This window comes from Methylobacterium sp. 37f, assembly GCF_023093475.1.
In the GTDB taxonomy this organism is placed as follows: Bacteria; Pseudomonadota; Alphaproteobacteria; order Rhizobiales; family Beijerinckiaceae; genus Methylobacterium.
This window is the reverse complement of the sequence record NZ_JAGHKN010000031.1, coordinates 18,473-32,089: the sequence shown is the minus strand read 5'-3', so window position 1 is coordinate 32,089 and position 13,617 is coordinate 18,473. Positions and strand designations below refer to the sequence as shown.

Genomic DNA, 13,617 nt, shown 5'->3' with positions numbered 1-13,617 from the left:
GAGAGCCGGCGCGCTTGTAGTCCCTGGCCGATGCGAGGTCTGTCGCTTTCCTGCAACAAGGTCATCTCTTAGGAGCGCAGATGTCAAAGAAGGGTAAAGGTTAGTGGGCCGTCATTTTTGCCTTCTCGCGATCGTGCCATCACGCACATCCAGCTCAACACAGGAACTCGCCCCTGTGCATCAATTGCTGGATTCAAGGGGCCGAGAAAGACTTTCTTCAGATCTGAATTATCGGCACGATCCTGCCTCGCAAGGGGGATTTTTGCGTTTTAATGCCTGTTTGGGGCTTGAAGGGACCCATATTGCCGCGGATCGTCGCCGGCGACGAGGTTCGGTCATCCGGGAATTCGCTGGCGTGTATTCCGAACGAACTCGCTCGGGGAAAGAACTCGCCTGTGGGAACGTGGTCGCGGGCGGACCTTTCTTCGCGGTTGGGCGGCCTTCTGGATCGCGTCTCGACCGCGCTGTCGCTCGGTTCGCAGGGGCCGCGGCTGACGCGTTTGTGATGGCTGCGGCGCAAGCCAACGAGGGACCGAGATGATGCGGCGGAGTTCAGATGCGCCCGAGCAGCGCTGATAGGGCGGGGGCGAGGCCGAGGGTCGCGAGAGCCGGCGTCGGGACCTTCCGTGTGCAACCGTGGGTCTCGGGAGCCGCGCTTGCGATCAGAACGGCGCGGGTCCCGGCCTCCACCGAGCACAGCACGGGCGCCGGCACGTCCGGCTGGATGCGGGCAGCCAGCCCGGCCAGGGCCGCGCCGCCTAGGATGACCGCTTCCGCCCCATCCTGCGTGGCGCAGGCGGTGCAGGCCGCCGCGAGCGCACCGAGGGCCGCCTCCGGGTCTGCCGCGATCTCACCCCCGGTCGGAGCAACGGTGCGCACGCCGGTCAGGTGGTCGCGGAGGCCGATGCCGGTGACGAACTCCGTCAGCATCGGCCCCCACAGGACCCCTCCGGTGACAATGGCGAAGCGTCGGCTTCCGGCGCTGGCAGCCAGGCAGGCCGCCTCCGCCATGCCGATCACCGGCACGGGCGAGACCTCGCGCAGGGCGGCAAGACCCGGATCGCCGAAGCAGGCGAGATAGACGGCATCGCAGCCTGCGACGTGCTCGGCGAGGGCGTCGAGGGCGGCATGGGCCGCGATGGCCGAGGCCGCGCGGCTCGCGATGTAACGGGCGCCGAATCGCCCCGTGACGGGAATGATGGTGGCCGCCGCCCCCGCGATGGTGCGCACGTGCCGCGCCACGAGGTCCGTGACCGCCGGGGTGGTGTTCGGATTGATCAGGAGGATGCGCAAGACCGGTCGGACCTTCGGTAAGGGGGATGCTGCGTCTCAGGTGGCGGTCGCGTGGGAGGTGGGACGGACCGGCGCAGGCCGGGTCTCGGGCGTCCGCCTCGACGCAAGGGGCCGGCCAAGGGGAGCGGCCAAGGATGCGGCCAAGGAGGTGGCCAAGGGGCGAGCCCGATTCGCGCACCGCGTTGCGGATAAGCCTGTGCGGACGGGGGCTCTCGATTGACAAGGCCGTGCAAGGCCCTAAGTGTCCCCGCAACGCGTGTGCGCGGCGGGTCGTGTGTCGAAGCCGCCCTTGAGCCAGCCGTCGCCGTGTCGATGTCCTCCGCGCCGGTTGGTCCATTCCCGCGCGCAACGGTTCTCATAGAATATGTCTTTTGCCGACCTCGGATTGAGCGACAAGGTCCTCCAGGCCGTCACGGCGGCCGGTTATTCCGAGCCGACGCCGATCCAGGCCCAGGCCATCCCTCACGTGCTCGCACGCCGCGACGTTCTGGGCATCGCCCAGACCGGCACCGGCAAGACGGCGGCTTTCACGCTGCCGATGCTGACGCTGCTCGAGAACGGCCGCGCCCGGGCGCGCATGCCGCGCACGTTGATCCTGGAGCCGACCCGCGAGCTCGCCGCCCAGGTGGTGGAGAACTTCGACCGCTACGGCATCAACCACAAGCTCAACGTGGCGCTGATCATCGGCGGCGTCTCCTTCGCCGAGCAGGATGCCAAGCTGATGCGCGGCACCGACGTGCTGATCGCGACGCCGGGCCGGCTGCTCGACCATTTCGAGCGCGGGAAGCTGCTGCTCACCGGCGTCGAGCTGCTCGTCATCGACGAGGCGGACCGCATGCTCGACATGGGCTTCATCCCGGACATCGAGCGCATCGTGAAGATGGTGCCCTTCACCCGCCAGACCCTGTTCTTCTCCGCCACCATGCCGCCGGAGATCGAGCGGCTGGCCGACATGTTCCTGCACACGCCGCAGCGGATCGAGGTGGCGCGTCCCGCCTCCACCGCCTCGACCATCGTGCAGAAGCTCGTGGCGACGAGTTCCGAAGGCCACGAGAAACGCGACCTGCTGCGCCGCCTCATCCGCGGCGAGGCGGACCTGAACAACGGCATCATTTTCTGCAATCGCAAGCGCGACGTGGCACTGCTGCAGAAGTCGCTGGCCAGCCACGGTTTCAACGTGGCGGCCCTGCACGGCGACATGGACCAGCGCGCCCGCACCATCGCCCTCGACGGCTTCCGCTCCGGCGAGGTGCCGCTGCTGGTGGCGAGCGACGTGGCGGCGCGCGGCCTCGACATCCCGGCCGTGAGCCACGTCTTCAACTTCGACGTCCCGCATCACCCGGAAGACTACGTGCACCGCATCGGCCGGACCGGGCGCGCGGGTCGCGCCGGGCACGCCTTCACCCTGGTGAGCCGGGCCGACGAGCGCTCGCTCCACGCCATCGAGGCGCTGATCGGGCAGCCGATTCCCTGGGCGGAGGGCGACCTCGTTTCGGTTCCCGTATCGGTACCGTCCGAGGAGGGCGAGTCGACGCGCACCCGCTATCGCGGCAAGACCGGCACGGGCCGGCGGGTCCGCGGTGGCGAAGGCCGCAATCCGGAAGCTCGTAATCAGGAAGGCCGTGCGCCTGCCGAGGGCAAGGCGGAGAGCCGGCCGCCGAAGCGGGAGGGCCGTGCCGAGGCGGGCGGCCGCAGGGCCGCGCCGCGCCGCGCCGCGCCCGAGCGCGCCGCACCCGCGGCGGAGGCCGAGCGGGACGTGGTGGCCGCCGCCCCTGCGCCACAGCAGACGCCGCCACGGTCGCCCCGCCCCGAGCGGACGGCCGAGCGTTCGCGCGACGATCGACGCCCGCCGGCCCGCCGTCGCGGCGACGAGGAGGACGGCGATACCCCGATCGGTCTCGGCTCGCACGTGCCGGCGTTTCTCCTGCGTCCGGCGGTGGTCAAGCCGTCCAAATAACCCGTCGAGAGAGAATGGAGCGCGACGAGATCGGTACGCCAACCGTTCTCGAGAGCCGAAATGGCCTTTCGTCCGAGCCCTTAACGGCCTCTGCACGAACATTTCCGTAAAACGATCAAAACGCGGAGATGCGCCACCCTGTGAGACGACCGGGGGGGCGGGACAGTTGGGCGGATCATGGACGGGATACACGGCGACCGCGAACGGAGCTTTGCGCTGGCCGAGCGCGCCAACGCGTTGATGCGGGATTACGGTCCCTCGGCGACGCCGCATTCCTATGCCGTCTGGTACGCCTACGTCGCCGGCACGTATCCGCACATGAACGATGCCTTGAAACGCCTCACGGGCGCGTCCGGGTGCCTGACCGGCCAGGACATCGAGAGCCTCTACGCGAGCTATCTCGATCCGGCACGCCTCTCGGCCGCCACCGAGAGGGCCAGCAGCAGCGTGCTCTCGGAAATTGCCGGCGTGATGGAGGTGTTGGACCTCTCGCTCGGGTCCTCCGCGCAATATGCGGCTTCCCTGCGGACCCTGACGCAGGATCTCGACGGCATGCCGTCGAACCAGACCAGCAGCGTGCGCGAAGTCGTCGCCGCTCTGGTGGCGACAACCCGCGAGGTGACCGCCAACAACCGCACCCTCGAGGCCCGGATGCGCGAGAGCCGGCGCGAGATCGAGGCCCTTCGCGAGACCCTGGAGGCGACGCGCCTGGAGAGCCTGACCGATCCGCTCACCGGCCTGTCGAACCGGAAGCACTTCGAGGACAGCCTGGGCCAACTGGTCCGAGGCGCCTCGGCGGCCACGCCGGCCTGCCTGATCGTCATCGACGTCGATTCGTTCAAGCGCTTCAACGACGTCTACGGTCACATCACGGGCGATCAGGTCCTGCGCCTCGTGGCCCTGGTCATGCGCGAGCACGTCAAGGCCGGGGCGATCCTGGCCCGCTTCGGCGGCGAGGAATTCGCCATGCTGCTGCCGGATACCGGGCGGGCGGCGGCCTATGCCATCGCCGAGACGGTTCGCACCAGCGTGATGGCACGCGAACTGGTGAAGCGCTCGACCGGCGAGTCGCTCGGCAAGATCACGATTTCCCTCGGCTTGGCGATGCACCAGCCGGGCGATACGGCCGTGTCGTTCCTGGAGCGTGCCGACCAGTGCATGTTCAGGGCCAAGCGCGACGGTCGAAACCGCACGGTGGACGACGCCGACGGGATTCCGGCCGACGCCGTCTTAGACCGGAACCTGCCGAACGTTGCCTGATGGTCCCGGCCTGACGGTCCCGGAGTGACGGACCGGGCTCGACGCGCTCAGGCGCTTGCCAGCACGGCCTCGGGATTCACCGGCGTGATCGCCACGGACTCGCCGCAGCCGCAAGCCGAGGTCTGGTTCGGGTTGTTGAACACGAATTGCGACGCGAGCTTGCTGGTCTGGAAGTCCATCTGCGTACCGAGCAGGAACAGCAGCGCCTTAGGATCGACGAAGACGGTGACGCCGCGGTCCTCGACCTTGTCCTCGCCGGGCTTCTGCGCCTCGGCATATTCCATGGTGTAGGACATGCCGGCGCAGCCGCCGTTCTTCACGCCGACCCGGACACCCGCGATGGGCTGGTCCGCATCCGCGATGATCGCCTTGATCCGATCGGCTGCCGCGTCGGTCAGCGACAGGACCTTGAACTTCGATGCCATGATGTCTCTCCGACAGCCGGGTTCAAGGCCCGGGCGGGTGAGGGTGGTGGAACCCGGTTAAGATAGGGATTGCGGAGGCCGGGGTCTATCCATCGTGCGCAGATGGATTGAAGCGCGCTGGCCTGATGCGCATCGGATCGATGTTGCATGATAGGGTGGCCGGACGGAGGGATCACCATGGCCGATGCCGTACGCCTCACCATGACGCCCGAAGACTTCTTCGTCTGGCAGCGCGATCAGGACGAACTCTACGAACTTGTCGATGGTCATCCAGTGCCGCGGCACCGGATGATGACCGGGGCAAGTATGCAGCACGATCGCGCGACGGTGAACATCATCGTCAGTTTGGGAATGCAACTGCGCGGGAAATCCTGCCGCCCGACGACGGCCGATATCTCGATCCGGACCAGCATCCGGGGCTTGCGTCGGCCCGACGTGATGGTCGAGTGCGCCCCCCTGGTGCCGGATCCCTACGAGGCACGCGAACCCAAGCTCGTCGTGGAGGTCGCGTCGCCCTCGACCACCACGATCGACCAGACTCGCAAGGTGGAGGAGTACAAGCGTCACCCGACCTTGGCTTACATCCTTCTCGTGGAGACGCTGAAGCCGCAGGCTCTGCTGTACCGGCGCATCGGAGATGACTGGGAGATCGAGACCTTCGAGGGCCTGGACGCTGTCATCGACATGGCCGCCATCGGCGCGACGCTGGCGATGGCGGATATCTATGATGGCGCCGTCTTCCCGCCGCGCCGGGATCTCGCCAGCGAGGGCTGACCGCGCGTCCGCTACCACATATCGAGGGCGACGCGGGCTTCGTCCGACATGCGGCTCTGGTCCCACGGCGGATCGAACACCATGGTGACGGCACAGGACTGGACGCCCGGCACGGCGGCCACGGCGGTCTCGACCCAGCCCGGCATCTCGCCGGCCACGGGACAGCCGGGGGCCGTCAGGGTCATGTCGATGGCGACCTTGCGGTCGTCGGCGATGTCCACCTTGTAGATCAGGCCGAGCTCGTAAATGTCCGCCGGGATCTCCGGATCGTAGACGCTCTTCAGGGCGACCACGATATCGTCGGTCAGGCGATCGAGCTCCTCCGGCGGGATCGCCGAGTCGCTCGCGATGGTGGGGGTGTTGGCCCCCCCGGTGATGGCTGAATCGCTCATGGGTCTCTGTCCTGGTCTCGCGATGGCGGGGAGCGGCCGGGCCGCTCCAGAATCGGTCAGGCGAACATCATCTCGGCTTTGGCCAGCGCCTCGGCCAGGGCGTCCACCTCCTGGGTGGTGTTATACAGGCCGAAGGAGGCGCGACAGCTCGAGGTGGCGCCGAAGCGGGTCAGCAGCGGCATCGCGCAATGCGTCCCCGCCCGGATCGCGACACCGTAGCGATCGATCACCGTGGCGATGTCATGGGCGTGCGCCCCTTTCATCTCGAAGGCGATGACGCCACCCTTGCCCTCGGCCGTGCCGATCATCCGCAGGGAATTCATGGCGCCGAGACGCTCCTGGGCATAGGCCAGCAGCGAGGCTTCGTGCGCCGCGATGCGGTCGCGGCCGACCTGCATCATGAACTCCAGCGCGGCCCCGAGGCCGACCGCCTCGATGATGGCTGGCGTACCCGCCTCGAACCGGTGCGGCGGGTCGTTGTAGGTGATGCTGTCCTGGGAGACCGTGCGGATCATCTCGCCGCCCCCTTGATAGGGCGGAAGCCGCTCCAGCCACGCCTTCTTGCCGTAGAGGACGCCGATGCCGGTGGGGCCGTAGACCTTGTGACCGGTGAAGACGAAGAAGTCGCAATCCAGCGCCTTCACGTCGATCGGCATGTGCACGGCGCTCTGCGCCCCGTCGAGGAGCACGGGCACACCGTGCGCGTGAGCGATGCGCACGATCTCGGCCGCCGGGGTCACCGTGCCGAGCACGTTCGACATATGGGTGATCGCCACCATCCTGGTGCGCGGCGTGAAGAGCTTTTCGAAATCCTCGATGAGGAAGTTGCCGGAATCGTCCACCGGCGCCCACTTGATCACCGCGCCGCGCCGTTCCCGCAGGAAGTGCCAGGGCACGATGTTGGAATGGTGCTCCATGATCGACAGGATGATCTCGTCGCCCTCCCCGATCTGGCCGAGCAGGCCCATCGACGAAGCCACGAGGTTGTAGGCCTCGGTGGCGTTGCGGGTGAAGATGATCTCGTCGGTGGACTCGGCGTTCAGGAACTGCCGGGTGGTCTCGCGCGCGCCCTCGAAGCCCTCCGTGGCGGCATTCGCCATGAAGTGCAGGCCGCGATGGACGTTGGCGTAACCCGTCTCCATGCAGGCCACCATCGCGTCGATGACCGCGCGCGGCTTCTGCGCCGAGGCCGCATTGTCGAGATAGACTAGCGGCCGGCCATAGACCTTCTCGCCGAGGATCGGGAACTCAGCCCGGATCGCCTCGACGTCGTAGGGAATATTCGGGACGGGTGCGTTCATGCGGGGACCTGTGTGGTGTCGGACGCGCGCCCCTCTCCCTGCGGGAGAGGGGCGTTGCGGGGTGCGATCAGCCCCGCGCTTTCAGCCACGCCTCGATGGTGCCAATCAGCGCTTCGCGGGCGCCGTCGTGGCTGACCGACTCGATGGCAGCCCCGAGGAAAGCCTGGACCAGCAGGCTCTCGGCCTCGGCCTTCGGCAATCCGCGCTGCATCAGGTAGAACAGCAGGTCCTCGTCGAGGGCGCCGCAGGTGGCGCCGTGGCCGCAGGCGACGTCGTCGGCGAAGATCTCCAACTCGGGCTTGTTCATCATCTGCCCTTCGTCGGACAGGATGAGACAGGCCGACATCATCTTGCCGTCGGTCTGCTGGGCCGCCTGCTGGACGATGATCTTGCCCTGGAACACGCCCGTGGCCTCGCCATCCACCACGGTCTTGAACAGCTCGCGGCTGACCCCGCCGGTGGCGGCATGGTCGGCCAGGAAGGTGGTGTCGGCGAGCTGCCGCCCGTTGAGCATGGCCGCCCCGTTCACCACCGCGCGGGCGTCGGCGCCGGCGAAGTTCAGGTAGACCTGGTGGCGCGAGAGGACGCCGCCGACGACCACATTGACGGTCTCGACGGCCGATGCGGCGCCGAGCTTGACGGACAGGGTCGACAGGGCCACGGCCTCGCGCCCTTCCGCGTTCAGGCGCGCGTGCCGGAAGGTGGCGTTGTCGGCCACCGTCACGTCGAGGGCGTCGTTGGGCTGGTAGGCGATCCCGTCCGGTCCTTCATGGCTCTCCAGAACCAGAGCCTCCGCGCCCTCCCCCAGCACCACGAGGGCGCGGGTGGCGGTCGAATAGGCCTCCGTCCCGGTGCCGACGAAGCGCAGGTGCAGCGGGGTCTCGACCTTGGCGCCGGCCTCCACCGCGATCAGCACGCCATCGGCCAGGAAGGCGGTGTTGAGCTGATAGATCGGGTTCTCCGAGGCCTGACGGACAGGCGTCAACCGATCGAGGTGAGGATGGCCCTCGGTGAGTGCCCGGCTCAGGGAGGTCACGGTGATGCCGGCCGGAATGCGACCGAGATCGGATTCCGCTTCGATCAGATGGCCGTTGACGAAGGTGAGGCGCACGGCCTCGATCCCGGCAAAGCCCTTCGCATCGGCCACGGCCGCCTTCGCGACCTCGGCCGAAGGCATGTCGGCGGGGTGCGCGGCATCGCGAAACGCCGAGCGCAGGTCGGTGTACTTGAAGGCCTCGACGCGGCGGGTCGGCAGGCCGACCGCCTCGAAGTAGCGGAAGGCCTCCTCGCGGGCGATCGAGACGCCCGTGGGGTACTTCATCTTCGTGGCTTCGAAGAGCTTGGACAGCCCGGTCTCGGCCGCGGTGCGGAGCGGGGTGATGTCGGCCATGATCAGGCGGCCTCGCCCGTGCGGTACTCGGCGTAGCCGGAGGCTTCGAGGGCCTTGGCGAGGTCCTTGTCGCCCGACTTCACGATCTGGCCCTGCGACATCACGTGGACGACGTCCGGCACGATGTAGTCGAGCAGGCGCTGGTAGTGGGTGATGACGAGGAACGAGCGCCCTTGCGCGCGCAGGGCGTTCACGCCGCCGGAGACGATGCGCAGGGCATCGATATCGAGGCCGGAATCGGTTTCGTCGAGGACGCAGAACTTCGGCTCCAGGAGCGCCATCTGCAGGATCTCCATGCGCTTCTTCTCGCCGCCGGAGAACCCGACGTTGAGGGCGCGCTTGAGCATCTCCTTGTTGATCTCGAGCTTCTCGGCCGCCCCGTTCACCTTCCGGATGAAGTCGGGGGTGGAGAGCTCGCCCTCGCCGCGGGCCCGACGCTGGGCGTTCAGCGTGGCCTTGAGGAAGGTCATGGTGCCGACACCCGGGATCTCCAGCGGGTACTGGAAGGCCAGGAACACGCCCGAGGCGGCGCGCTCGTCGGGGCTCATCTCGAGGATGTTCTCGCCGTCGAGCAGGATCTCGCCGTCGAGGACTTCATAATCTTCCTTGCCGGCGATGACGTAGGACAGGGTCGACTTGCCCGAGCCGTTCGGGCCCATGATGGCGGCGACCTCGCCGTCGTTCACGGTGAGGTTGAGGCCGTTGAGGATCTGCTTGTCCTCGATGGCGACGGTCAGGTTCTTGATTTCGATCATTTTAGTCTAAGTCCTTCAAACCATTCATTGTGCATCGCTTCGAGGAACGCGATGTTCCCGGCCGGAAAGCCCGAACAATCGCCGATCACAGCATCGATGTTACACCGGGGACACAAGGCGGTTTCCTCGCGAGGAAGCCAGTCCCTAATCTCGGCCGGTGGGAATATGCTGAGGCAAAAGAAGCACCCGCATATAGAACTACTTCTGACCTCTTTGGCATGCTGAGAACTGTGAATATGCGCAGCTCTCAGCGTGCTCTTTTCGTATGTCACGACGAGACGCTTAGCCCACCGAGCCTTCGAGGCTGATCGAGATCAGCTTCTGGGCCTCGACGGCGAACTCCATCGGGAGCTGCTGCAGCACGTCGCGGACGAAGCCGTTGACGATGAGCGCGGTCGCTTCCTCATTGGAGAGGCCGCGCTGCTGGCAGTAGAACATCTGGTCTTCCGAGATCTTCGAGGTGGTGGCCTCGTGCTCGAACTGGGCCGACGCGTTCTTGGACTCGATGTAGGGCACGGTGTGCGCGCCGCACTGATCGCCGATGAGGAGCGAATCGCAATTGGTGAAGTTGCGCGCGCCCGTCGCCTTGCGATGCGCCGAGACCAGGCCCCGGTAGGTGTTCTGCGAACGCCCGGCCGAGATGCCCTTCGAGATGATCCGGCTGGTGGTGTTCTTGCCGAGATGGATCATCTTGGTGCCGGAATCGACCTGCTGCATGCCGTTCGACACCGCGATCGAGTAGAACTCGCCGCGGGAATTGTCGCCGCGCAGGATGCAGGACGGGTACTTCCAGGTGATCGCCGAGCCGGTCTCGACCTGCGTCCACGAGATCTTCGAGTTGGCGCCGCGGCAATCGCCGCGCTTGGTGACGAAGTTGTAGATGCCGCCCTTGCCCTCGTTGTCGCCCGGGTACCAGTTCTGGACGGTCGAATACTTGATCTCGGCGTCATCGAGAGCGACCAGTTCGACCACGGCGGCGTGGAGCTGGTTGTCGTCGCGCTTCGGAGCGGTGCAGCCCTCGAGATACGAGACGTAGGAGCCCTTGTCGGCAATGATCAGCGTGCGCTCGAACTGGCCGGTGTCGCGCTCGTTGATGCGGAAGTAGGTCGACAGCTCCATCGGGCAGCGCACGCCCGGCGGGATGTAGACGAACGATCCATCGGAGAAGACCGCCGAGTTCAGGGTCGCGAAGAAGTTGTCGGTCACGGGCACGACCGAGCCGAGATACTTCTTGACGAGGTCCGGATACTCGCGGATCGCCTCGGAGATCGGCATGAAGATCACGCCGGCCTTGGACAGCTCGGCCTTGAAGGTGGTGGCCACCGACACCGAGTCGAACACCGCGTCGACCGCCACCCGGCGCTCGGGGGCGATGCCCTCCAGCACCTCGACTTCGCGAAGGGGAATGCCCAGCTTCTCGTAGGTCTTCAGGATCTCGGGGTCGATCTCGTCGAGGGACATCGCCGCCGGGCGCTTCGGCGCCGCGTAGTAGTAGATGTCCTTGTAATCGACCTTGTCATAGGAGACCCGGGCCCAATCGGGCTCCTGCATGGTCTGCCAGCGCTTGTAGGCGTCGAGGCGCCAGGCCAGCATCCACTCGGGCTCGTCCTTCTTGGCCGAGATGAAGCGGATGACATCCTCGGAAATGCCCTTTGCGGACTTCTCCATCTCGATGGTCGTCTCGAATCCGTACTTGTACTGATCGAGATCAATCGAGCGGACGCGATCGATGGTTTCCTGCACTGCAGGCATTAGGCGTCTCCTGACATGCCCGGCGTCAAGGACCGGGTGTTGGTGAGATGGCTTGGGAAAGCGGCGCTCATGCCGCGCGCCCCTGCCGACGATATAGGGTCGCCACCAGCCTTTCGCAGGCGGCGCGACACTGCGCGGCGTCGCTTTCGGTGCTGTTCCACCCGAGGCTCACGCGCAGCGCCCCTGCGGCCAGCGCAGGGGCGACGCCCATGGCCGCGAGGACCGGCGAGCGGGCGACCTTGCCGGAGGCGCAGGCCGAGCCCGACGAGAGGGCCACGCCGGCGAGATCCAGGGCCATCAGCGCCGTCGCGGCGTCGAGGTCCGGAACCGCGAAACACAGGGTGTTGGGCAGGCGCGGGGCACCGGCGCCGAACACGACACACCCGGGCGCGCTCGCGCACAGAGCGTCCGCGATGCCGTCGCGCAGGATGCCAAGACGGTCCGACAGCGCCGGGTCGGCTAGGTCGGCCGCCACGCCGAGCCCGACGAGGCCCGGAACGTTCTCGGTGCCGCCGCGAAGGCGCGCCTCCTGGCCGCCGCCGCGCAGGAACGCGGCGTTCAGGGTCACGCCCTCGGCGAGCACCAGGGCACCGGTCCCCTTCGGACCACCGAACTTGTGCCCCGACAGGGTCAGGGCGTCGAGGCCGAGCGCGCTCATGTCGAGGGGGATCTTGCCGACCGCCTGCACCGCATCCGAATGCACCAGGGCGCGACCATGGGCGCGGGCCAGGGCGACGATCGCCTGGAGCGGCTGAATCACGCCGGTCTCGTTGTTGGCGGCATGGACCGAGATCAGGAGATCGGTCTCGGCATGCCGGTCGAGCAGACCCTTCAGGGCCGGGAGGTCGATCACCCCGGATGCATCCACCGGGATCACCGCGACCGCGTCGGCCGGGAATCGGTGCCCGGCCGCGACGCAGGGGTGCTCGGTGGCGCCGACGAGTAGGCGCGTCGGAGCCGCCTGGCCGGTGCGCGCCAGGGCGCCGGACAGGACCGCGTTGGCGGCTTCCGTCCCGCCGCTGGTGAACACCACCCGACCCGTGCCCGCCCCGATTCGCCGAGCGACCGCGGCCCGTGCCGCCTCCAGGGCGGCGCGGGCGGCGCGGCCCTCGGCGTGGATCGAGGACGGATTGCCCGGAAGGGTAAGCGCCCGCGCCACGGCAGCCGCGACCTCCGGTCGAACCGGTGAGGTCGCGTTGTGGTCGAGATAGGCGCGGCGTGCAGTCATGCGGACGAAAAACCACTGGTGGCGTCAAGTGCGAACGCGACAAATCCTTGCTTTTGCCCCCCACGATCATGCTAAGGCGCGGGCACGATACGTGTTCCGGTCGCCCGACGTGCGGGGAACGCGCCGATCCGAAGCTGGCTCGAACGGCGCTTGTTTAGAACAATTCTAGTCAGCTAGAATTGTTCTAAGAGCGCTTTTAGGTTCGTGGCCGGACGAGTCAAGGCACGCTTCACGGCTTTGCCCCGGCGTTCGGATCCGCGCGTCGTCCCGTCGAGCCGGCGATCCCCCGCGCGATGCCCGATCGCGGTATCCGCCCAGGAGTGTTGGTTGCCATGCCCGAAGTCATCTTCACCGGTCCCGCCGGTCGTCTCGAGGGCCGCTATCAGGCGCCTAAGAAGAAGGGCGCGCCGATCGCGATCGTGCTGCATCCGCACCCCCAGTTCGGGGGCACGATGAACAACCAGATCGTGTACAATCTGTTCTACACCTTCGCCAATCGCGGCTTCGCGGCCCTGCGCTTCAACTTCCGCGGCGTCGGCCGCAGCCAGGGCGCGTTCGATCACGGCACCGGCGAACTCTCGGATGCGGCGTCCGCCCTCGATTGGGTGCAGTCGGTCAATCCCGAGGCCCGCGCCTGCTGGATCGCCGGCGTCTCGTTCGGGTCGTGGATCGGCATGCAATTGCTGATGCGCCGGCCCGAGATCGAGGGTTTCATCTCGATCGCCGCCATGGCCAACCGCTACGACTTCACCTTCCTGGCCCCCTGCCCGTCCTCGGGCCTGTTCGTGCACGGCTCCGAGGACCGGGTCGCCCCGGCCCGCGAGGTCATGCCGGTGATCGAGAAGGTGAAGACCCAGAAGGGCGTCATCATCGAGCACCAGATGGTCGAGGGCGCCAACCACTTCTTCGACGGCAAGGTCGACGAACTGACCCAGACCGTCGACACCTACCTCGACAAGCGTCTCGGCCCGAAGCCAGAGGCCGCCTAAGGCCAACGCCGAGGCGCGGCGATCGGGAAGCGAATACCGGCGGAGCCCTCGGCTTCGCCGGTTTTTATGCGGGGGCGGCCGGCTTCCCCCAACGCGAGACG

General features: G+C 67.2%; 12 protein-coding genes. 4 read left to right on the top strand and 8 right to left on the bottom strand.

The genetic code is table 11. From position 1 onward, the window contains the following. Nucleotides 1–552: 552 nt before the first annotated feature. Nucleotides 553–1,293, bottom strand: a complete 741-nt coding sequence (locus J7U37_RS18510) for an aspartate/glutamate racemase family protein (RefSeq protein ID WP_247636632.1) — start codon at nucleotides 1,291–1,293, stop codon at nucleotides 553–555. A 364-nt stretch (nucleotides 1,294–1,657) separates the two neighbouring features. Between J7U37_RS18510 and J7U37_RS18505 the strand changes: the two genes are divergently transcribed. Both J7U37_RS18505 and J7U37_RS18500 read left to right on the top strand, forming a co-directional pair. Next, a complete protein-coding gene (locus J7U37_RS18505; protein ID WP_247636631.1) occupies nucleotides 1,658–3,250 on the top strand; it encodes a DEAD/DEAH box helicase in 1,593 nt (530 codons plus the stop codon). Between the two features lie 177 nt (nucleotides 3,251–3,427). Next, entirely contained in the window at nucleotides 3,428–4,510 is a 1,083-nt protein-coding gene (locus J7U37_RS18500; RefSeq protein WP_247636630.1) for a GGDEF domain-containing protein, read from the top strand. A gap of 47 nt (nucleotides 4,511–4,557) precedes the next feature. On the opposite strand, the gene J7U37_RS18495 is transcribed toward J7U37_RS18500, so the two are convergent. Continuing rightward, the gene (locus J7U37_RS18495) at nucleotides 4,558–4,935 is read right to left on the bottom strand and encodes an iron-sulfur cluster assembly accessory protein (RefSeq protein WP_056481384.1); all 378 of its coding nucleotides are present in this window, start codon (nucleotides 4,933–4,935) and stop codon (nucleotides 4,558–4,560) included. A 177-nt stretch (nucleotides 4,936–5,112) separates the two neighbouring features. On the opposite strand from J7U37_RS18495, the gene J7U37_RS18490 reads away from it, so the two are divergent. After that, entirely contained in the window at nucleotides 5,113–5,709 is a 597-nt protein-coding gene (locus J7U37_RS18490) for a Uma2 family endonuclease (RefSeq protein WP_247636629.1), read from the top strand. 11 nt (nucleotides 5,710–5,720) lie between these two features. Here the strand turns inward: J7U37_RS18490 and J7U37_RS18485 are convergent, their stop codons facing one another. The 6 genes from J7U37_RS18485 to J7U37_RS18460 all read right to left on the bottom strand — a co-directional run bounded on the left by J7U37_RS18485 (nucleotide 5,721) and on the right by J7U37_RS18460 (nucleotide 12,527). Then, the gene (locus J7U37_RS18485; protein ID WP_055954150.1) at nucleotides 5,721–6,101 is read right to left on the bottom strand and encodes an SUF system Fe-S cluster assembly protein; all 381 of its coding nucleotides are present in this window, start codon (nucleotides 6,099–6,101) and stop codon (nucleotides 5,721–5,723) included. Nucleotides 6,102–6,157: 56 nt separating this feature from the next. Continuing rightward, nucleotides 6,158–7,402 (bottom strand): cysteine desulfurase, encoded by a 1,245-nt coding sequence (locus tag J7U37_RS18480; protein ID WP_247636628.1) that lies wholly within the window; start codon nucleotides 7,400–7,402, stop codon nucleotides 6,158–6,160. A gap of 67 nt (nucleotides 7,403–7,469) precedes the next feature. Next, the gene (sufD, locus tag J7U37_RS18475) at nucleotides 7,470–8,792 is read right to left on the bottom strand and encodes a Fe-S cluster assembly protein SufD (RefSeq protein WP_247636627.1); all 1,323 of its coding nucleotides are present in this window, start codon (nucleotides 8,790–8,792) and stop codon (nucleotides 7,470–7,472) included. A 2-nt stretch (nucleotides 8,793–8,794) separates the two neighbouring features. Continuing rightward, a complete protein-coding gene (sufC, locus tag J7U37_RS18470; RefSeq protein WP_056186935.1) occupies nucleotides 8,795–9,547 on the bottom strand; it encodes a Fe-S cluster assembly ATPase SufC in 753 nt (250 codons plus the stop codon). Nucleotides 9,548–9,829: 282 nt separating this feature from the next. Then, nucleotides 9,830–11,299 (bottom strand): Fe-S cluster assembly protein SufB, encoded by a 1,470-nt coding sequence (gene sufB / locus J7U37_RS18465; RefSeq protein WP_056186931.1) that lies wholly within the window; start codon nucleotides 11,297–11,299, stop codon nucleotides 9,830–9,832. A gap of 67 nt (nucleotides 11,300–11,366) precedes the next feature. After that, nucleotides 11,367–12,527, bottom strand: a complete 1,161-nt coding sequence (locus tag J7U37_RS18460) for a cysteine desulfurase family protein (RefSeq protein WP_247636626.1) — start codon at nucleotides 12,525–12,527, stop codon at nucleotides 11,367–11,369. A gap of 332 nt (nucleotides 12,528–12,859) precedes the next feature. Between J7U37_RS18460 and J7U37_RS18455 the strand changes: the two genes are divergently transcribed. After that, complete coding sequence (locus J7U37_RS18455) at nucleotides 12,860–13,516, top strand: alpha/beta hydrolase (protein WP_056186925.1); 657 nt, start codon at nucleotides 12,860–12,862, stop codon at nucleotides 13,514–13,516. The last annotated feature ends 101 nt before the right edge of the window (nucleotides 13,517–13,617 follow it).